Genomic DNA, 19,972 nt, shown 5'->3' with positions numbered 1-19,972 from the left:
CTTTTCAATAGATTATAATTATATTATTTTTTTATCATCTCGGCAAGAATTTCAATTTCTCTTTCCGATGCATTTTTTGGAGGATTTGAATGTAATTTTAAAATTTCCTCTTCAAATTGATTTTTTAAACTTTCATTTTCTAAATCTCTTAAATTTAAAAGTGCTTTCGATCTAACATAAGTCGATTCACTTCTTAAAGACATTGTGTATAATTTTTTAATATCCTCTTCTTCAAAATCCGAAGATTTCCAATTTGAATATTTCAAAATAAACTGAGAAAACAACAACGAAGCTTTATTATTGTTAATATTCTTTTTTAAAGAATTTTGCAAAAGTGAAAAACTAGAAACATTTTTGATGTTCTCCCCTATTGCTGTTTCAATTGCGATACGTTCTGGTTTAGTCTCAACTTTAAAATATTTATTAATATCTTTTAAAGAATTATTGATACTATTTTCTTCTTTTTTACCTTTTTCTTCCCAAGCATCTTTCAATCCAACAGTCTTGTTAAATACTAATTTTGAAGTAGTTGAATCTTTATCAACAGTAAAATATCCTAAACGTTGAAACTGAAATTTGTCTTCATTTTTAGCTGTTGCTAAACTTGGTTCAACAAATCCAGTTACAATTTCTAATGAATTTGGATTCACAAAATCTAAGAAATTTTTCTCTTTATAACTGTCTGGAGCTTCATCTGTAAACAAACGATCGTACAAACGAACTTCAGCTTCAACCGCATGAGGAATAGAAACCCAATGCAGCGTTCCAGACACTTTTCTTTGACTTGCTTCTGTTCCGCTTCCGCTTAAAGAATCAGTATCATAAGTAACATGAATTTCTGTAATATTGCCTTCAGAATCTTTTATAACAGATTCTCCTTTAATAATATACGCATTTTTAAGACGTACTTCTTTTCCTAAAGTCAAACGGAAATATTTAGCTGGAGCTTCTTCTAAAAAGTCTTCTCTTTCAATGTATAATTCACGAGAAAAAGGTACTTTTCTAAATCCTGCATTCTCATCTTCCTGATTATTTTCAGCTTCTAGCAACTCTTCTTTTCCTTCAGGATAATTTGTAATTACCACTTTTACCGGATCTAAAACTGCCATTACACGAGGTGCAATTTTGTTCAAATCTTCACGAATACAGAATTCTAAAACCGATACATTTATTAAATTATCACGTTTTGCAATACCAATTGTATTAGCAAAATTACGCAAAGATACAGCTGTATAACCTCTTCTTCTTAATCCAGAAATAGTGGACATTCTAGGATCATCCCAACCGTTAACATGCTTTTCTTTAACTAGTTGCTGTAATTTTCTTTTACTAACAACAGTATGTGATAAATTACGTCTTGCAAATTCTCTTTGCTTTGGACGTAATTTATTTTCATCTAAAATTTGATCTAAAAACCAATCGTATAATTCACGGTGAGGCAAAAATTCAAGAGTACAAAATGAATGTGAGATTTCTTCTAAATAATCACTTTGTCCGTGTGCCCAATCATACATTGGATAAATTTTCCAGGCATCACCAGTTCTATGATGATGTTTATGTAAAATTCTGTACATAATAGGATCACGCATCAACATATTAGTCGATTTCATGTCAATTTTAGCACGAAGAATATGTGTACCAGCCTCAAATTCACCGTTTTTCATTCTCTCGAATAAATCTAAGTTTTCTTCAACAGAACGATTTCTGTATGGACTATCAGTTCCAACAGTAGATGGAGTTCCTTTTTGAATTGCCATATCTTCAGAAGACTGACTATCAACATAGGCTTTATCTTTTTTAATTAATGAAACTGCCCAGTCGTATAATTGTTGAAAGTAATCAGAAGCATAACGTTCCTCAGCCCATTTGTAACCCAGCCATTCCACATCTTTTTTTATAGCATCAACAAATTCCTGTTCTTCTTTTTCAGGGTTCGTATCGTCAAAACGTAAATTTACAGGAGACTGATAATCAATTCCTAAACCAAAATTTAATGCAATAGAACTTGCATGACCAATGTGTAAATAACCGTTTGGTTCTGGTGGAAAACGAAAATGAAGTTTACTTTGTGAAAGACCTGATTTTAGATCTTCCTCTATGATTTGTTCAATAAAATTGAGTGATTTCTCTTCTGATGCCATTATTTTATACTAATTTTAGCAAAGATAAAAAAAAGGTTTCAGGTTTCAGGTTTAAAGTTATTTAAGTGGCACAAAACCTGAAACTTTAAACGTGAAACAATAAAAAAATGGGAGTTATAAAACTGAAAAATATCCGTACTTTTTCTTACCACGGATGTTTAATTGAAGAAGGAAAAATAGGATCAGATTATATTGTTGATCTAAAAATTAAGGCAAATTTACAGCAATCAGCACAAAGCGATCATCTTGCTGATACGGTTGATTATGTTCATTTGAATAAAATTGTTGCTGAAGAAATGGCAATTCGTTCTCATTTATTAGAACATGTGGCTAAAAGAATCATAATTCGTGTATTGGCAGAAATTGAATCTGTAGAAAAAACGACTGTTTGGGTTTCAAAAGTAAATCCTCCTATTGGCGGTGATGTTGAAACAGTTACCATTAAAATGACTGAAAAAAGAAAGTAATTCTTTCTGTATAAAATCTAATTTTTTAAAATAGTTTACATTAAACTTTTGAAATTTAAAGATTTTAGTTACTTTTGCCATCCGTTCAAGTAATGGCGTCGTGGCCGAGCGGCTAGGCTGGGCTCTGCAAAAGCTCCTACTCCGGTTCGAATCCGGACGATGCCTCAAAAACCTCTAAAGTAATTTAGAGGTTTTTTTTATGTTTAATTTTTAGAAAAAATTAATTAAATATATTCGTTCGAATCCAGACGATGATTGAAAAATATTCTAAAAAATTAGGAAGTTTTTATAATCTAATTTTCCACAATCTTGTCATTTTGACGTAAAGAGAAATCTCCACAAGAAGCTCTACCAAGATTTGACAATTACTACGGAGTTACTTGCGAAGATTTCTCTTTACGTCAAAATGACAAACTATTGTCAACTTTGTCAAAGTTTAAAACTTCTTTAAAAGTTCCAAACGAACATTATCAACATAAAAAAACCTCTGAAATTCAGAGGCTTAATTATATAATTTTGAGTTATTAACAAACTACTTTTCAATATTCTCAAAAGCATTTTTAACCATTTCTTTCTCTTTTGGAAACCATCCTTGGATCATCAAAACAACTCCAAAAACCATTAAAACTATACTAATTCCTTTTTTAATTTTTAGAATATTAGTTGGTGTCATTTTAGATTTTAATTGTTTGGCTAATAGAATTTTAATACAGTCAACTAATAAATAAGTAATAATTACAGAAGTAAAAAAAGTAAACATTCTAGAATTTTGCATTTCTAATTTTGGACCTACAGAAATAATAACAGCAAGCCAAAAACCTAGAACTCCAATATTAATAACATTCAACAAAAAGCCTTTTACAAACAAACTTCCATAGTTTCTTTTAATAATATCACGATCAATTTCTTCATCGTTAATTTTTGCTTCTTTTTTCAATCTCACGAATGAAATTATACCATACGCCAGCATAATAATTCCGCCAAAAATAAAAAGAGCAGGTTTATCTTTTAAACTCTGAATTAATCTGTAACTGCCTAAATAAGCAATTGCTATAAAAAAAATATCACCTAATACTACACCAAGATCAAAAACAATTGCAGCTCTAAATCCTTTTGTAATACTGGTTTCTAATAGTATAAAAAATACTGGACCTACCATAAAACTTAAAAAAAGTCCCCATGGCAGTCCAGCCAAAATATCATTTATCATTCAAATAGAATTTCTTATTTTACTTCTTCGATTTTACCTCCAAAAACCGTTTTTTGGTTAATTTGTTTTGGTTTTCCATAAATGTAAATAGAGCCTCCTGCGCTCACTTTTGCATCGACAAGGGTTGATGCATTAACATCTGCTTTTCCGCCCGCAGAAACGCTTACTTTCGTCTGAGAAGTGGCTAATTTACTTGCCAGCAAATAACCGCCTGCTCCAAGACTTGCATCTTGATTAGAAGCTTTACCAGTTAATGTTATTGAACCTCCTGAAACTGAGCTCACATTAAGTTTATCAACATCCAAATCAACATTTATCTTTCCGCCTTCCTGAGCACTAACTTTAAAAACAGTTGCTTTTATAGGATCTTTACTTGAAACATAAGCTCCTTCATTTACATCAATAAGCTCTATGTTTCTGTAATACAAAGTAATATCAAGATCATCACCAGATAATAATTTAGGAAAAGGCATTCTTAATTTTAATAAACCTTTCTTGTTAACAACTTCAACTTCTGCTTCTCTTGCTCCTTTAATAACAATTTTGTTTTCAGAAGATGGAACTAATTTAACACTTAATTTATCAAAAACTTTAACCGAATCGAAATCTCCCAGTTCTTTAGTAACTTGACCAAAAGACATTTGTACAAATAAAATTGCTGCTCCAATAATTAGCTTTCTCATACTTTTATTTTTTTAATTAATATTTATTCAGCTCGTCGTAAAAAATGAAAATCAAGTTGCTTTTTAACTAAATCAGCATTTTTTACTTTAACATAAATTTCGTCTCCTAATTGCAAAATGCTGTTTGAAGTAGCTCCAACCAAAGCATATTGTTTTTCATCGAAAGTATAATAATCATCTTTTATTTCTCTGATTCTTACCATTCCCTCGCATTTATTAGAAACGATTTCTACATAAATTCCCCATTCAGTAACACCAGAAATAACTCCAAGGAATTCTTCGTCTTGATGATCCTGCATGTATTTAACCTGCATGTATTTAATACTATCACGTTCAGCGTTTGTTGCTAAACCTTCCATATTTGAACAATGTAAACATTTAGTTTCATAAGTTTCTTCGTCTACAGAAGCACCTCCATCCAAATAATACTGTAACAAACGATGTACCATAACGTCAGGATAACGACGAATTGGCGATGTAAAATGGCTGTAATAATCAAATGCTAAACCATAATGGCCAATATTATCTGTCGAATATTTGGCTTTACTCATACTTCTAATCGCAAGAGTATCAATTAAGTTTTGTTCTTTTTTACCATTTACTTCTTCCATCAAAGCATTCAATGATTTCGAAATATCGCCTTTGTTACGGAAATCTATTTTATAACCAAATTTAGCAATTACACTTTGCATCGCAATTAATTTGTCTTCATTTGGTTCATCGTGAATCCTGTAAACAAATGTTTTCTTTTGTTTTCCAATGTATTCAGCCACTTTTCTATTGGCTAAAAGCATGAATTCTTCAATTAAATGATTCGCATCTTTTGAAACTTTGAAGTAAACACCTTCTGGTTCGCCTTCAGCATCAAGATTAAATTTTACTTCAACTTTATCAAAAGAAATAGCACCATTCTGCATTCTTTTCTTTCTCAAAATCTTTGCTAATTCATCTAATTTTAAAGTTGCTTCTACAATTTCATCTGAAACTACATAAGAATCTCCAGTTATAGAGATATCAACTGGAATAGTATTGTCTTTCGTTTCAATGATATATTGTGCTTCTTCGTAAGCAAAACGCTGATCTGAATAGATTACAGTTCTACCAAACCATTGGTTAATAACTTGTGCATTTGGAGAAATTTCAAAAACAGCAGAGAATGTATACTTTTCTTCATTCGGACGAAGTGAACAAGCAAAATTAGACAAAACTTCAGGAAGCATTGGCACTACTCTATCTACTAAATAAACCGAAGTTGCACGTTGATAAGCTTCATCATCTAAGATTGTTCCTTCTTCTAAATAATAAGAAACATCGGCAATGTGAATACCTATTTCATAATTTCCATTTTCTAACTTTTTGAAAGACAATGCATCATCAAAATCTTTTGCATCCTTTGGGTCAATCGTGTACGTAAGTGTATCACGCATATCACGACGTTTTGCTATTTCAGATTCCTGAATTGAAGTATCTAACTTTTGGGCATAAACCTCTACTTCTACCGGAAAATCTGCTGGTAAACCGTATTCGGCTAAAATAGCATGAATCTCCGTATTGTGTTCTCCAGGTTTTCCTAAAACACGAATTACAGATCCAAACGGACTATCGGCTCTTTTAGGCCAATCTTCTATTTTTACTAAAACTACATCACCATTTTCAGCTTCACCAATTTTATCCTTTGGAATAAAAATATCAGTATACATTTTAGGATTTGCAGTCGAAACAAAAGCAAAATTTGCCTGAATATCAATAACTCCAACAAACTCTGTTTTATCTCTTTCTAATACTTCAATTACTTCACCTTCAGGTCTTTTTCCTTTTCTTCTATTATAAACATAGACTTTAACTTTGTCTTTATCTAAAGCGCGATTTAGATTATTGGTCGGAATAAAAACATCTTCTGCAAAATCAGGACAAATAAAATAAGCCGTTTTTCTGCTCGTCATATCAATTGTTCCTTCGTAATAATCCTGACTGATTGCTTTTATTAAATACTTACCAGGTTCAGATTCTATAATCTTTTTTGAAGCAGCAAGAATTTTCAAATCCTTAATAATTTGATTTCTGCTTTTAGTATCGTCAAGTTCGAGCTTTGCTCCTATTTGCTTATAATTGAATGGTTTATTAGGGCTTTGCGATAAAATTTTTATTATTTTTCCAGAGAAATCCTTCTCATTTTTTATCGGCTTTCTAATTTTCTTACTCATATATCTTTTCTTATAAGGCTTAAAATTACAAATAAGATATTAGATAACACTTTTTAAAAATTAGAATTATTAAAAATATAACTTTTCGTACATTTACAAAAAGACCTAAAATGGAAAGCTTTCAAACCATCGCTACATTCAATTATCAGCACGAAACCGTAGTTCTCAAACACTTACTGGAACAAGAGGAAATTCCATATTTTTTTGAAAACGAAATGACACTTTCAGTTGTCCCAATGTACTCAACTGCGCTTGGCGGAATCAAACTCAAAGTTCATCCAAACGATTTCGAACAAGTTCAAGAAATTCTAGACAACTTGAACAATCCTCTTAAAATCGTTTAAACAGTTTCTTTTTTTCAAACTAAATTCATTTTTTTTCTTTTTAAACTATTTTAGTTTTCAACATATATTAAATACAATAAAAAAGATTTTTAAAAATTTAAAAAAATTTGGTTGTTATTATAGTGTGTTAATATGTCGAATAAATTTATTTTTAAAAGTATTGAAATGAAGTTTCTTTTAGTTATTCTGAGTTATCAACATAGTTATTTTGAGCTAAAAGTTTAATTTTTAAGACTTTTTGTATTTTAATTAACAACGGTTGACAACCAAAAATGAATTCATTTTGTAGATAAGTTCATATGTTGATATTTGTTGAAAATGGTATTTTTGATATTGATAACTTTTCTAAAAATTCATGAAACTTTATTAGGATTTCTAGTTGCAGTTTTGCATTAGGTTTTTTTTTGACACAACCAAAAAAAACTTCTAATTTTCTATCTCAACTTATTAACAAATAATGTTAACTTAAAGTTAATTGAATATCAACGAATTACGAATTGCTATTAACACTTTAAAATTTTAACAAAAAAGCTGTTTATTCTTTATTGATAATGAGATACTTATAGAGTTATTAAAAATGTTAATAAGTGATAAGTTTTTGAAAGTAAGATAGTTGTAAAATAAGGGTTTCAGGATATGAATTTCTAAAATGGAGCTTACAATTATGATTACTGTTTTTTAAAGTTAATAAGTATAAAATTTGTGAAAATTAGGGAAATTCGTGGCAAACATTTATTAATTGAGTAAATTTGCACAACACAACTTAATAGTATTAAAAATGAAAATTTCGATAGGAAACGACCACGCAGGACCAGAGTATAAAAAAGCAATTGTTGAAATGCTTAAAGCAAAAGGATATGAAGTAACTAATTATGGAACTGATTCTGAGGATTCTGTTGATTATCCTGATTTTGGACATCCTGTTGCAAATGATGTATCTGAAGGAAAAGCAGATTTTGGAATCGTTATCTGCGGAAGCGGTAACGGAATTGCAATGACTGTTAATAAACACCCGAAAGTAAGAGCTGGTTTATGCTGGACTAAAGAAATAGCTTATTTAACACGTTTACACAACGATGCTAATATTGTGAGTATTCCGGCACGCTTTACTTCTATTCCGCAAGCTGTAGAAATTGTTGAAACGTTTTTAGCCACTGCTTTTGAAGGCGGAAGACACCAAAATAGAGTAAACAAGATTGCTTGTTCGTAAAACGTCAAAAAACCGGTGCTTCGCACCAATAAATAATAAACACACCGGATGGATTTTTAAAATTTATCCGGTTTTTTATGTTTTTAAATTGCTGTAATTCAGTTTTATATGTTTATTTTTTAAGGTTATCAACATTGTTAATATCTATGATTTGTGAGTTAAATAGAGATAAACTAAAACGGCTTGAAGAATAAAAATGATTGAAAATTTTATAATAAATGACATTTTACTCGTTTTATGTCTAAAGAGTAACATTGCTGTTAATAAACCAATTGTTCCACCAATTGCTTCTAGAAAAAATAAGGTATTTTCTGGGATTCTTTGTTTATTTTTTCTGGCTTGATGTTTATCATATCCAGCAAGAATAAAAACGATTATATTTATAAACAATAATGATATAAAAAAAACTTTCATAGGTATAGTATCATAAACAAAGATATTATTTTGGTGTTGTATTAAAAATCAAAATATTTCATTAAAAGTATAAAATATAGAAAATGAGTCCAGTACAATTATTTGAACAAAAAAAAGTAAGAAGTCATTATGATGCTGAAAAAGAGATTTGGTATTTCTCGGTAATTGACGTGATTGAAGTTTTGACTGGAACAGATCGACCTAGAAAATATTGGGGAGATTTAAAAACGAAGCTTTTAAAAGAAGGAAGCCAACTGTCCGATAAAATCGGACAGTTGAAAATGCAAGCTGCGGATGGTAAATTAAGAATTACAGATGTAGCTGACACAGAACAACTTTTACGTTTAATTCAATCTATTCCTTCTCCAAAAGCAGAACCTTTTAAACAATGGCTGGCGAAAGTTGGTTATGAAAGAATTCAGGAATTGTCAGATCCATCTCAAAGTTTAGACCGCGCTCGTGAAAATTGGCAAAATATGGGACGAAGTGAAAAATGGATTCAACAGCGAATGACAGGGCAGGAAACTCGTAATAAATTGACAGATTATTGGAAAGAATCTGGTGTAGAGAAAAAAGATGAATTTGCATTGTTAACCAATATTATTCACCAAGAATGGACTGGATTAACGGTCAAAAAACATAAAGAAGCTAAAGGTTTACAATCTCAAAATTTAAGAGATCACATGTCTGAGGCAGAATTGATTTTTACAGCTTTAGCAGAACTTTCTACACGCCAAATAGCTGAAAGCGATGAAGCAAAAGGACTAATAGAAAATGCGAAAGCGAGTAAAAAAGGAGGAGCAATCGCAAAAAATGCCCGAATTGCTTTAGAAGATAAAACGGGAAAAAGTGTTGTAACAGGAGAAAATTTCTTGCCTCCAGGAAAAAAAAGTTAGAGTAAATTAGAAACAATTTTTTTAAATATTTAGTTTATTTTTGATCCAGTTAAACTAACAAATAACATAAAACCTTTGCATAATTTGCAAGATAACTTTTGCATCTGTGAGGTTAAAATAAAATACGAATGACTAATATTCAATTCATTGCCAAGTCTGTTCAAACTGCAGCAATTAACATTCAAAATACCGTTAAATTATTAGAGGAAGATTGTACGATTCCGTTCATTTCTCGATATAGAAAAGACACTACAGGAAATCTTGATGAAGTTGTAATCGAACAAATTGCGAAACTTCAAAAAGAATATGAAACGCTTACAAAACGTAAAGAAGCGGTTCTAAAATCAATTGAAGAACAAAAAGCACTTACACCAGAATTAAAACAAAAAATAGAGCAGAGTTTTGATTTACAGGAAATAGAAGATTTTTACCTTCCATACAAAAAGAAGAAAAAAACTAAAGCTGATGTTGCGCGCGAATTTGGTTTAGAACCGTTGGCGAAAATCATAATGTCTGAAAATGATGTTGATGTAGATTTTATTTCTACTCAATACATCAATGAAAATGTTGTTAACGAAGAAGCTGCCATGCAGGGTGCACGTGATATTGTTGCAGAATGGATTAACGAGAATATTTATGTTCGTAAACAGCTTCGTAGATTGTATCAGCGAAAAGCAACTATTGGAACTAAAGTTGTAAAAAAGAAAGCCGAAGAAGAAGGAGCACAAAAATTCAGTCAGTATTTTGATTGGGAAGAACCTTTAACTAAAACACCTTCACATAGATTATTAGCTATGCTTCGTGCTGAAAATGAAGGTTTTGTTAAAATGAAAATTGATGTTGATATCGATGATGCTTACGATGTTATTGATGAAATTATCATTAAAAAACAAAACAGTACAACAGCTCATTTGCAATTAGCAATCGAGGACAGTTATAAACGTTTATTGAATCCAGCAATAGGAAACGAAACTTTGCAAGAAGCAAAAGCAAAAGCTGATGCTAATTCGATTCAGGTTTTTGCTAATAATTTAGGACAGCTTTTATTGGCTCCGCCATTAGGTGAAAAACGAATTTTGGCAATTGATCCAGGTTTTAGAAGTGGTTGTAAAGTAGTTTGTTTGGATGAAAAAGGCGATTTATTATACAACGAAACAATTTATCCGCACGCGCCTCAAAATGAGGAAACAATGGCTATCAAGAAAATCCGTTCGATGGTAAACGCTTATCAAATTGATGCCATTTCTATTGGTAACGGAACTGCTTCGAGAGAAACGGAGTTTTTCATCAAAAAAATCGCGTTTGATAAACCATTACAGGTTTTTATAGTTTCGGAGGCTGGAGCTTCAGTTTATTCAGCATCAAAAATTGCGAGGGAAGAATTTCCTAATTACGATGTAACGGTTCGTGGCTCAGTTTCTATTGGCCGCCGACTTTCAGATCCTTTGGCTGAATTGGTAAAAATTGATCCAAAAGCAATTGGAGTAGGACAATATCAACACGATGTTGATCAAACGAAATTAAAAGAAGAATTAGATAATACTGTAATTCGCTGTGTGAACTCAGTTGGAATTAATATTAATACAGCAAGTAAACACTTACTGAGTTATGTGAGTGGAATAGGAGAGAAGCTGGCTGAAAACATTGTACAATATCGATCAGAAAATGGTCCTTTTGAAGATAGAAAGCAATTGAAGAAAGTTCCGCGTTTGGGTGATAAAGCATATCAGCAAGGTGCGGCATTTATTCGAATTTCTAATGCTAAAAATCCATTAGATAATTCTGCGGTTCATCCAGAAGCTTATCCAGTTGTTGAAAAAATGGCAAAAGATTTGAAACTTTCAGTAAATGATTTAATTGCAAACAAAGAGAAAACAGCGCTTATTAAGGCCGAAAACTATATTACACCTGAAATTGGTTTACTTACACTGAAAGACATCATAAAAGAGCTTGAAAAGCCAGGATTAGACCCGAGAAAATCGGCTAAGGTTTTTGAATTTGATGCAAATGTAAAATCAATCAAAGATTTAAAAACAGGAATGATTTTACCAGGAATTGTGAATAACATTACCAATTTTGGCTGTTTTGTTGACATTGGAATCAAAGAAAGCGGATTGGTTCATATTTCTCAATTAAAAGCCGGTTTTGTGAGCGACGTGAATGAAGTTGTAAAATTACATCAGCATGTTGATGTAAAAGTTACTGAGGTCGATGAGGACAGAAAGAGAATTCAGTTGACGATGATTTTGTAAAACTCTAAATTGAAATAAAAAAAATCCCAAGCTACAATTTGTAACTTGGGATTTTTTAATAAGGTTGTAAATTCTTATTTAGTTTCTTCCTCTTCTTTTTTAGCAGGAGGCGTAGTTTGATCGTCTTTAGCAGCGTTTTTAAATTCTTTAATTCCGCTTCCTAAACCTTTCATTAATTCTGGAATTTTTTTACCTCCAAAAAGTAATATCACAATACCTACTATAACAAGGATTTCTGTAAGACCTAATCTTCCCATGATTGTATAATTAATGCCGAAGCAAATTGATTTTCAAATTCTACCGCAAAGGTATATAGAATATACGAACAACAAGAGTTTTTGGTTTAAAATATTTATTACTTACTGCGTTAAATATTCTATAAAATATTAAAATTGCTGTGTTTGCTCATTTTTGTCAGACAGCAGCAATATGATTAATTACTATATTTGCTTGTATATTTAACCAAATGACTAAGAAAAAATTCAATTTTAGAAAAAATTTGTTCATCAAAAACCGCTTGGTAATCTTGAATGAAGAAACTTTTGAAGAAATTTTTTCATTTAAACTCAACTTAATGAACGTTTTTGTAACGTTTACTCTAGGCGGTATATTTTTAATATTAGTAACCACTTTTATTATTGCTTTTACTCCTTTACGCGAATTTATTCCCGGATATTCTTCATCACAATTAAAAAGAAATGCAACGGAACTCGCCATAAAATCAGATTCATTAGAGAGAGCTTTAAGGAAAAATGAAGCTTACATAAAAGGGATTCAAAAAGTGTTGAAAGGAGAATTAGAATATGCAAAATTCAATAAAGATTCTATATTAGCAGATGTTGATGAACCTTCTGATGTAAATATGAAAACAACCGAAGAAGAAATTAAGCTTAGAGAAGAAGTTGCGAAAATGGAGAAGGAATCTACCAATTCTAAAGCTGTTAAAAATAAAAAAGAAAAGAAGTAATACCATTAAAAAATGTCTATTAAATCAGTAGCAGCAAAACTATTTGCCAGCAAAATATATCATAAAACACAGGCTTGGGCCAATAAACCAGTAGAAACTCAAAATGAAATATTTAAGAGTTTAATCAGCGATGCAAAAGAAACTGTGTTTGGAAAAGATCATCATTTTAAAAAGATAAAAACAATTGATGATTTTCAAAAGAATGTTCCGGTTCGAGATTACGAAGATTTAAAATCGTATATCGATAGAGTAAAACAGGGAGAAGAGAATATTCTTTGGAAGGGAAAACCAATTTATTTTGCTAAAACCTCTGGAACAACTTCTGGAGCAAAATACATTCCGCTTACAAAAGAGTCAATGCCATCTCATATAAAAGCTTCTCGAAATGCGATTTTGCATTATATTTATGAAACTGGAAATGCTGATTTTGTAGATGGAAAAATGATTTTCCTACAGGGAAGTCCAATTTTAGTTGAAAAATACGGAATCAAATTTGGAAGATTATCTGGAATTGGAGCGCACTTTGTACCAAAATATCTGCAGAAAAACAGAATGCCATCTTGGAAAACCAATTGTATTGAAGATTGGGATACTAAAGTAAATGCAATTGTAGAGGAAACGATCAATCAAGATATGACCATAATTTCGGGAATTCCGTCTTGGGTACAAATGTATTTTGAGCGTTTACAAGAAAAAAGCGGTGGTAAGAAAATAGGGGATTTATTCAAAAACTTTAATTTGTTTATTTACGGCGGAGTTAATTATGAACCTTATCGTGCAAAGTTCGAAAACATGATTGGCCGCAAAGTAGACAGTATCGAATTGTTTCCTGCTTCTGAAGGTTTTTTTGCCTATCAAGATTCTCAGAAACAAAAAGGAATGCTTTTGCTTTTGAATTCGGGAATTTTCTACGAGTTTATTAAAGCCGATGAATTCTTTACCGATCCCGATGGTTCGGGACCAAAAAGTTATACGATTGGCGAAGTAGAAATGGGGATTAATTATGCCTTAATAGTTTCTACAAATGCTGGACTTTGGCGCTATAATATTGGCGATACCGTTCAGTTTACCTCTTTGTTTCCGCATAGAGTTATTGTTTCAGGACGTATCAAACATTATATTTCTGCTTTTGGAGAACACGTTATTGCTAATGAAGTCGAAAATGCGATGAAGGAAGCTACTGCAGGAACAAATATTGTAATAAACGAATTTACCGTAGCGCCTCAAATTACGCCATCAAACGGATTACCATATCATGAATGGTTTATCGAATTTGAAAAAGAACCAGAGAATATGGAAAATTTTGCGGAAGCAATTGACGATTCAATGCGAAAACAAAACATTTATTATGATGATTTAATCACTGGAAACGTTTTGAGAAAAGTAGTTATTACCAAAGTTTCGAAAAATGGATTTCAGGAATACATGAAATCGCAGGGAAAATTAGGTGGACAAAATAAAATTCCGAGATTGTCAAATGATAGAAAGATTGTGGATAATTTGAAGTAAAAAATAACGAATTAAAGAAAACTTAAAATGAAATTATTAAAAATTACGTTTCTTATTTTAACTTTATCTCTTTTTTCTTGTGACAAAAAGTCAATAAGTAAACCGGAAGATGTTGGAAAAAATATTTTTGAACTACTTAAAAATATTGATAAAAAAACGATTGATGATTATAATCTTCAAGTAATTACTTATGAAGAATTAAAAGCTTTAGCAAATGATAAAAAGGCAAAACTTGGAAATTTTAGAAGCGAAATCCAAGTAATGACTTCTGTAGAATTTAGAAGAAGGACTTTAATTTATTTACATAAATTGCAAAATAGAGGAAAAAACTATAAAATAGATTGGTCAAAAATTACGTATTCAGATTTTGTATTTGAAGTTATAGAATCTAACATACCTGATTTTGGAGGCGAATCAAAATATTTAAAAGGAGAAACCTATTTTAAAAATACAGATGGTAAAATTTACCTTGTCCAATCTGTTTCTTATTATGACGGTAAAGGATATAAAACAATTTTAGTCTCAGGATTAGCGCCAAAAGATTGAGACTAAATGCTTCTAAAAGATATATTTATCTTTTAGAAGCATTTAAAAATAAAAAAATATGAAAGAAACTAAACATATATCAAGATCAAGAGCTCAGGAATCATCTGCAGCTATAGAAAAAATGTACATTACAATGCGTCACTTATTCAACCGTGGTTTTTATAAACCAATGGGAGTTTCGGGTGATAGTTTAAGAGAGTCATTATTGGCTTTACGCCCAGAAATTTATGGGAATATTGCCGAAGAAAAAGTAGAATTAAATGGGCTTTTATACGTTATAGAACGTTTACCAATAGGAATCGAACAATGCAGGTTCATCAATTTAACTTCAGACGAAGGTTATTCTAAATCGCATTTTCAGCCAATTGTTCCTCCAAAAAGAAGAAGAAACTGTTACCGAATCGATGAAGAACAAATGAATGTTGAAATCACGCGCGGACGTTCTGATATTTACGATATTCTGACGCATTTGACTTTTATTTTTATCGAATCGCATAAAATTAAAAATAGAGTTTTATTAGACGACGGGGGAGAGGTTTCTCGCGATTGGCTTAAATTAGAACAAGCTGTAATGCAGACTAAAAAGCTGGCGCAGATTGAAAAAGAAAAAGCGATTTCGCACGTTGCAAACATTTTAGGCCGAACTTTTGAAGAGGTTTTGGACATTTATGATGCTTTTGGTTCTGAAAATGCACCTGATCGTTTTCTGCACGTTATTTACTGGTTAGGAAAACTAGCAATCGAAGAAATTGTTGAAAACAATAAACGTACAATTACTTTCAGTCCTGTTTTACGCGAGCGTTTAGGACACCATATTCATGGAGAAATCTGGGCAACAAATATCAAAGAAGTTTTAAAAGCAAATGATCTTCTAAAAAGACCAATTCATGTAATTAGTGCTAATATGCACAGTGTGATGAACTCGATTTTTGCAACGCCTTTGCTGAAAACAAAATTTAAAGGAAAAACAGATTTCTTTATTTATGAAGAATTAAGCAACTCAGGCTCAAAAGAAATTAGAGGTCATGTTGAAGAATTGGCTTTGAAAAACGGAATGATTTCACTTCCTGATACTTCGGGAACTAATATAGATGTTCAAATTTTTGATACAGCAAAAATCGATTGGTCAAAAACAGCATTTTCTGAAGCTAAAATTGGTGATGAAAAACCAGTAATTATCGTAATGGATTATGCATTTGGTGAGCAGGCTTATGAAACTATTGACGAGCTTTTAAAACCATTTAAAAAAGAAACGTTACTAAACGTAAAATCAGTTTCGATAATGGGTAAAGCTGGAATTCTTGAAGGAGGAAAAGGCGATATTATGATTCCTACAGCTCACATAAATGAAGGAACGGCTGATAATTATTTCTTTGAAAATGAATTAACAGGCGCCATGTTTGAAGGAAACGATATTGCAGTTTTTGAAGGTGCAATGGTTACTGTTTTAGGAACATCTTTGCAAAATAGAGATTTGTTGAAATTTTTCCACGAATCTACTTGGGGTGTAATTGGTCTTGAAATGGAAGGATCTTATTACCAAAAAGCGATACAATCAGCTTCAAAAATTAGAAAAAGTGTGCCGCACGATATAAAAGTTCGTTATGCTTATTACGCTTCAGATAATCCATTAGAAACGGGAAGTACTTTGGCTTCTGGCGGACTAGGAACAACTGGTGTTAAACCAACTTATTTGATTACTATTAAAATTTTAGAACAAATTTTCAACGTAAAATAAAAAACGTAAATGAGTACAAAAGTACCCCAAAACAATTCAGATCAGGAAATTGATATTTTTGATTTATCGAAAACAATCAGGAATTTTTTTGATAGAATAAATGCCTCTATTTTTAAATCAATTCAGTTTTTTATTAGAAACTGGATAATTGTATTGATTTTGGTTGTTGTTGGATTTGGCTTGGGGTGGTTTTTGGATTCAAACAAAAAAACGTTTGAAAATGAGGTTATTGTGACACCCAATTTTGGCAGTGTTGATTACTTATATTCAAAAATAGATTTAATCGAGTCTAAAATTGTCTCTGGAGATACAGTTTTCTTAAAAAAGGTTGTTGGAATTTCGAATCCAAAAGCAATCAAAAAAATTGAAATTAAACCAATCGCCGACGTTTATAAATTTATCGAAGACAAAGAGCAAAACTTTGAACTCATAAAATTAATGGCTGAGGTTGGTGAAGTAAAAAAAGTTTTAGAAGATAATATAACGAGCAAAAATTATACTTTTCATACTATTTCGTTTGTATCAAACAAAGAAGCTGATGAAAAAGAAATAGTTGCACCATTGATGCAGTATTTAAACAGTTCGGAGTATTTTAATACACTTCAAAAAATAGGATATAAAAACTTAGAACAGCAAATTGCTAAAAATGATACTATCATTGCTCAAATTGACGATGTTTTAAATGGTTTTTCGAGCACAGTTAAAAATGGGCCAAAAAACGATAAATTGGTTTATTATAATGAGAATACGCAACTTAATGATCTAATTAAATCAAAACAGTATTTAATAGTTGATCAAGGAAGAAATAGACTAAAGCTGGTGAATTACGATAAAGCAATTAAAGAGATTACTACAACTTTGAACATAAATATTGTAAAGCTTACAAATGGTAATTTTAAAATTTTGCTTCCTTTAATCTTTATTTTCCTTTTTGTTTTTGTGCATTTATTCAAAAAATTCTACAACAGTCAGCTTTTAAAATCTCAGATTAAATAACGACGCATTGAAAACGAATAAAATCTTTGAGAGAATTTCGCAAAATGCATTTTTAAAACAAAGTCTGAGTACTTTGTTTTTGAGGATTTTTGGAGTTGTTTTACTTTTTGGTTTCACCATATTTCTAACAAAATTTTACAGTCCTAAATTAGTAGGGCAGTATGATTTTGCACGTTCCTTTCTTTTAGCCATCGGAAGTATATGTTTACTGGGTTTCGATCAGTCTATTTTGTATTTTAAAGGCAGATTGGCGGGCACTGGAGGACTTGAACAATTAAAAAAAATTTACTTTAAAATGGTTACAATGCTTTTTGTAACTTCAATTGCCGCGATTGTTATTGTTGCTGCAATCCGTAAAGAAATAATAAACAATTACTTTTCAGATAATGAGGTTTATTCCATTTTATTAAAAGGCACAGCAACGTTGTTTTTTTATGGAATTTCGACTTTAAATACTGAAATTTTCAGAGCTTTAGATAAATTATATACGGCTGAATTGTTTAGAAATGTTGTTAAATATGTTCCATTAATCGCAGGTTCGATTATTTTATTTTACTGGCACAAAGAAACCTGCTTGGTTGATGTTTTTTTGATTGGGTTTGTTTTGCTTTCAATTATTAGTTCTGTATATGTTTTTATTTATTTTAAAGAGCTTACAGTCACAGAAGGTAACGATAGTTTTTCGCATAAAGAAGTATTCTTAAAATCGTACCCAATTGCTATAAGCGGAATGGCAATGTTTCTTTTAATGAGTTTTGATATTATGTTTTTAAAGAAGTATCGAAATGATGAAACCGTTGCTTTTTATTCTGTTGGTTTTAAAGTAATGACCATTGTTTCGGTAATAATTTTAACTATTAATATTACTGTTTCAGCAAAAATTGCAGAGTTTTTTGCGAAAGACAATAAAGAAGAATTAAAAAGAATTTTACGAAATAGTGTTCGTTTAATTTTCGGAATCACATTTCCGGTAATAGTTATTATCAGCTTGTTTTCTGAGTATGTATTGTCTTTTTTCGGACATCAATATGTTGTTGCAAAAGAAGCTTTTTTAATTTTAATAATTGGTCAAGGTATTTGCTCCGCTTTTGGGTCTGCGCCGGTTTATTTGAATATGACGGGAAGACAGCATATTTTTCAGATTGTTTTAATTGCGGCAGTAGTTATTAACTTTCTTTTAAACCGATTTTTAATTCCTGAGTATGGAATGGTTGGTGCGGCAATTGCATTTGTTTCGAGTTCTATTTTTTGGAATAGCGTTGTAGCTTTAATTATTTATCGAAAAGATAAAATATTGATTTTTTTACATTAATAAACAGAGAATCTATAGATGAAAACCAAAATAGAAAAAAGCAAAGCAGCATTTTTGCTCATTGCAACAGCTAATTTAGCAGTTGCGGCGGCAGCTTTTTTTATTTTGCCTCCCAAGTTTTTTTACGACGCTGCAATTATTGCCTTCGATAAAGGAAATGAAATTGGATATGTTGGAAGCTATCCTGTTTCGATTTTATTGTATAAAATTTCCGGACTGCGTTATTTACCTTTCCCAGTCATTGCTTTAATTCAGGTTCCTATTTTAATGTATGTTTTGTACAAAATAGGTATTCCAGATCATTTTGAAAAGCTCAATGTCAAGAACATTTTGGTTTATATGGCATTTTTAATGATTGCCATTTTTGTGTCAATGCCGTCAAAAGAGTTTATAACCTTTTTGTATCTCTCTCCAATCGTTTTTATGTGCTTAAACGAACAAATTTCGTTAAAAAGAACAATTATATACACGGTACTTTTATTGTTGATTTTTGGAGTGTTTTTTCGTCCTTATTATCTTTTAATTCCAGTTATTGGCGGCGGAATGTATTTAGTAAGCTTAGTAAGTTTTAAAAGTAAAACGATCACCACACTGTTTTATGGTTTGCTAATTGCAGTTTTTTTATCTTTTAGTCATGGTATTTTAAAAGGAAAATACCTTTCAGAAATAAGTCGTGAAGTTGTGAATAATGAGCGTATAGGTTCTGCCGATGCCAATTCTATTATTATTTCTCCTGTTCAGACAGATACATGGTATGGAGAAACCATTGGTATATTTTACGGTTTTTTTACAGTCAATATTCCAATAAACGGTTTAAAACACCTATTATCACCGCAAATAATTATATTTATAATCTGGCAGTTATTGCTGTTTTACATCTTATTAGTTCGGTTTGCAAAATGTTTAGCAGATAGAAAAAGATATTCGAAAGAGCTTTTAATACTGCTGATTATTTTTTCTTTTTTTATTGTACAAGGAGTTTTCGAACCCGATTTAGGTACCGCAGTACGACATAAAATGGGTGTTTTTCCACTAATTTACTTTGCATTATACTATGAATCTTTCAGAAAAAAACTTCAATAA

Annotated in this window: 18 protein-coding genes and 1 tRNA gene; 13 read left to right on the top strand and 6 right to left on the bottom strand. The window is 31.0% G+C overall.

Features of this window, described 5'->3' with window-relative positions; genetic code table 11:
* Positions 1–23: 23 nt before the first annotated feature.
* Positions 24–2,141, bottom strand: a complete 2,118-nt coding sequence (locus B0A81_RS20375; RefSeq protein ID WP_089059711.1) for a glutamine--tRNA ligase/YqeY domain fusion protein — start codon at positions 2,139–2,141, stop codon at positions 24–26.
* A gap of 107 nt (positions 2,142–2,248) precedes the next feature.
* Here B0A81_RS20375 and folB point away from each other — a divergent pair, with 107 nt between their 5' ends.
* On the top strand, positions 2,249–2,608 hold the full coding sequence (gene folB / locus B0A81_RS20370) for a dihydroneopterin aldolase (RefSeq protein ID WP_089053520.1): 360 nt from the start codon (positions 2,249–2,251) through the stop codon (positions 2,606–2,608).
* A 94-nt stretch (positions 2,609–2,702) separates the two neighbouring features.
* Positions 2,703–2,773: transfer RNA gene (locus B0A81_RS21690), tRNA-Cys, on the top strand.
* Positions 2,774–3,140: 367 nt separating this feature from the next.
* On the opposite strand, the gene B0A81_RS20365 is transcribed toward B0A81_RS21690, so the two are convergent.
* From B0A81_RS20365 to rnr, 3 genes are read right to left on the bottom strand one after another with little or no spacing between them, the layout of a single operon-like run.
* Positions 3,141–3,818 (bottom strand): LysE family translocator, encoded by a 678-nt coding sequence (locus B0A81_RS20365; protein ID WP_089059710.1) that lies wholly within the window; start codon positions 3,816–3,818, stop codon positions 3,141–3,143.
* A 14-nt stretch (positions 3,819–3,832) separates the two neighbouring features.
* Positions 3,833–4,501 carry a head GIN domain-containing protein gene (locus tag B0A81_RS20360; RefSeq protein WP_089053522.1) on the bottom strand — a complete coding sequence of 223 codons (669 nt, stop codon included), beginning with the start codon at positions 4,499–4,501 and terminating at the stop codon, positions 3,833–3,835.
* A 23-nt stretch (positions 4,502–4,524) separates the two neighbouring features.
* Positions 4,525–6,705, bottom strand: coding sequence for a ribonuclease R (gene rnr / locus B0A81_RS20355; protein WP_089059709.1), 2,181 nt, complete (start codon positions 6,703–6,705; stop codon positions 4,525–4,527).
* A 110-nt stretch (positions 6,706–6,815) separates the two neighbouring features.
* Here rnr and B0A81_RS20350 point away from each other — a divergent pair, with 110 nt between their 5' ends.
* The gene (locus B0A81_RS20350) at positions 6,816–7,049 is read left to right on the top strand and encodes a putative signal transducing protein (RefSeq protein ID WP_089059708.1); all 234 of its coding nucleotides are present in this window, start codon (positions 6,816–6,818) and stop codon (positions 7,047–7,049) included.
* Between the two features lie 778 nt (positions 7,050–7,827).
* A complete protein-coding gene (gene rpiB, locus B0A81_RS20345; RefSeq protein WP_089053525.1) occupies positions 7,828–8,259 on the top strand; it encodes a ribose 5-phosphate isomerase B in 432 nt (143 codons plus the stop codon).
* 144 nt (positions 8,260–8,403) lie between these two features.
* Here rpiB and B0A81_RS20340 read toward each other — a convergent pair whose 3' ends face one another.
* Entirely contained in the window at positions 8,404–8,673 is a 270-nt protein-coding gene (locus B0A81_RS20340; protein ID WP_089059707.1) for a DUF1294 domain-containing protein, read from the bottom strand.
* Positions 8,674–8,756: 83 nt separating this feature from the next.
* On the opposite strand from B0A81_RS20340, the gene B0A81_RS20335 reads away from it, so the two are divergent.
* Positions 8,757–9,569 carry a BRO family protein gene (locus B0A81_RS20335; protein ID WP_089059706.1) on the top strand — a complete coding sequence of 271 codons (813 nt, stop codon included), beginning with the start codon at positions 8,757–8,759 and terminating at the stop codon, positions 9,567–9,569.
* A gap of 128 nt (positions 9,570–9,697) precedes the next feature.
* Positions 9,698–11,821 (top strand): Tex family protein, encoded by a 2,124-nt coding sequence (locus B0A81_RS20330; protein ID WP_089053527.1) that lies wholly within the window; start codon positions 9,698–9,700, stop codon positions 11,819–11,821.
* Between the two features lie 74 nt (positions 11,822–11,895).
* Here B0A81_RS20330 and B0A81_RS20325 read toward each other — a convergent pair whose 3' ends face one another.
* Positions 11,896–12,078, bottom strand: a complete 183-nt coding sequence (locus B0A81_RS20325; RefSeq protein ID WP_089059705.1) for a Sec-independent protein translocase subunit TatA/TatB — start codon at positions 12,076–12,078, stop codon at positions 11,896–11,898.
* Between the two features lie 209 nt (positions 12,079–12,287).
* Between B0A81_RS20325 and B0A81_RS20320 the strand changes: the two genes are divergently transcribed.
* From B0A81_RS20320 to B0A81_RS20290, 7 genes are read left to right on the top strand one after another with little or no spacing between them, the layout of a single operon-like run.
* Positions 12,288–12,788, top strand: a complete 501-nt coding sequence (locus tag B0A81_RS20320) for a peptidase (protein ID WP_089059704.1) — start codon at positions 12,288–12,290, stop codon at positions 12,786–12,788.
* A gap of 12 nt (positions 12,789–12,800) precedes the next feature.
* A complete protein-coding gene (locus B0A81_RS20315; RefSeq protein WP_089059703.1) occupies positions 12,801–14,297 on the top strand; it encodes a GH3 auxin-responsive promoter family protein in 1,497 nt (498 codons plus the stop codon).
* Between the two features lie 27 nt (positions 14,298–14,324).
* Entirely contained in the window at positions 14,325–14,843 is a 519-nt protein-coding gene (locus B0A81_RS20310) for a hypothetical protein (protein ID WP_089059702.1), read from the top strand.
* 58 nt (positions 14,844–14,901) lie between these two features.
* Positions 14,902–16,581 carry a DUF6909 family protein gene (locus B0A81_RS20305; RefSeq protein ID WP_089059701.1) on the top strand — a complete coding sequence of 560 codons (1,680 nt, stop codon included), beginning with the start codon at positions 14,902–14,904 and terminating at the stop codon, positions 16,579–16,581.
* 9 nt (positions 16,582–16,590) lie between these two features.
* Complete coding sequence (locus tag B0A81_RS20300) at positions 16,591–17,577, top strand: hypothetical protein (protein ID WP_089059700.1); 987 nt, start codon at positions 16,591–16,593, stop codon at positions 17,575–17,577.
* Positions 17,578–17,584: 7 nt separating this feature from the next.
* Entirely contained in the window at positions 17,585–18,889 is a 1,305-nt protein-coding gene (locus B0A81_RS20295; protein ID WP_089059699.1) for an MATE family efflux transporter, read from the top strand.
* 18 nt (positions 18,890–18,907) lie between these two features.
* Positions 18,908–19,972 carry a hypothetical protein gene (locus tag B0A81_RS20290; protein WP_089059698.1) on the top strand — a complete coding sequence of 355 codons (1,065 nt, stop codon included), beginning with the start codon at positions 18,908–18,910 and terminating at the stop codon, positions 19,970–19,972.

The sequence above is a fragment of the Flavobacterium plurextorum genome (assembly GCF_002217395.1).
Taxonomy (GTDB): domain Bacteria; phylum Bacteroidota; class Bacteroidia; order Flavobacteriales; family Flavobacteriaceae; genus Flavobacterium; species Flavobacterium plurextorum.
This window is presented reverse-complemented; position numbering and strand designations above follow the sequence as displayed.

What these genes read in the sequence shown, in the direction of transcription:
- B0A81_RS20290 (WP_089059698.1), top strand. Translation starts at nt 18,908, where the DNA reads ATGAAAACCAAAATAGAAAAAAGCAAAGCAGCATTTTTGCTCATTGCA.
- B0A81_RS20360 (WP_089053522.1), bottom strand. Translation starts at nt 4,501, where the DNA reads ATGAGAAAGCTAATTATTGGAGCAGCAATTTTATTTGTACAAATGTCT.
- B0A81_RS20340 (WP_089059707.1), bottom strand. Translation starts at nt 8,673, where the DNA reads ATGAAAGTTTTTTTTATATCATTATTGTTTATAAATATAATCGTTTTT.
- B0A81_RS20320 (WP_089059704.1), top strand. Translation starts at nt 12,288, where the DNA reads ATGACTAAGAAAAAATTCAATTTTAGAAAAAATTTGTTCATCAAAAAC.
- B0A81_RS20325 (WP_089059705.1), bottom strand. Translation starts at nt 12,078, where the DNA reads ATGGGAAGATTAGGTCTTACAGAAATCCTTGTTATAGTAGGTATTGTG.
- B0A81_RS20305 (WP_089059701.1), top strand. Translation starts at nt 14,902, where the DNA reads ATGAAAGAAACTAAACATATATCAAGATCAAGAGCTCAGGAATCATCT.
- folB (WP_089053520.1), top strand. Translation starts at nt 2,249, where the DNA reads ATGGGAGTTATAAAACTGAAAAATATCCGTACTTTTTCTTACCACGGA.
- B0A81_RS20375 (WP_089059711.1), bottom strand. Translation starts at nt 2,141, where the DNA reads ATGGCATCAGAAGAGAAATCACTCAATTTTATTGAACAAATCATAGAG.
- rnr (WP_089059709.1), bottom strand. Translation starts at nt 6,705, where the DNA reads ATGAGTAAGAAAATTAGAAAGCCGATAAAAAATGAGAAGGATTTCTCT.
- B0A81_RS20300 (WP_089059700.1), top strand. Translation starts at nt 16,591, where the DNA reads ATGAGTACAAAAGTACCCCAAAACAATTCAGATCAGGAAATTGATATT.
- B0A81_RS20310 (WP_089059702.1), top strand. Translation starts at nt 14,325, where the DNA reads ATGAAATTATTAAAAATTACGTTTCTTATTTTAACTTTATCTCTTTTT.
- B0A81_RS20350 (WP_089059708.1), top strand. Translation starts at nt 6,816, where the DNA reads ATGGAAAGCTTTCAAACCATCGCTACATTCAATTATCAGCACGAAACC.
- rpiB (WP_089053525.1), top strand. Translation starts at nt 7,828, where the DNA reads ATGAAAATTTCGATAGGAAACGACCACGCAGGACCAGAGTATAAAAAA.
- B0A81_RS20365 (WP_089059710.1), bottom strand. Translation starts at nt 3,818, where the DNA reads ATGATAAATGATATTTTGGCTGGACTGCCATGGGGACTTTTTTTAAGT.
- B0A81_RS20335 (WP_089059706.1), top strand. Translation starts at nt 8,757, where the DNA reads ATGAGTCCAGTACAATTATTTGAACAAAAAAAAGTAAGAAGTCATTAT.
- B0A81_RS20330 (WP_089053527.1), top strand. Translation starts at nt 9,698, where the DNA reads ATGACTAATATTCAATTCATTGCCAAGTCTGTTCAAACTGCAGCAATT.
- B0A81_RS20315 (WP_089059703.1), top strand. Translation starts at nt 12,801, where the DNA reads ATGTCTATTAAATCAGTAGCAGCAAAACTATTTGCCAGCAAAATATAT.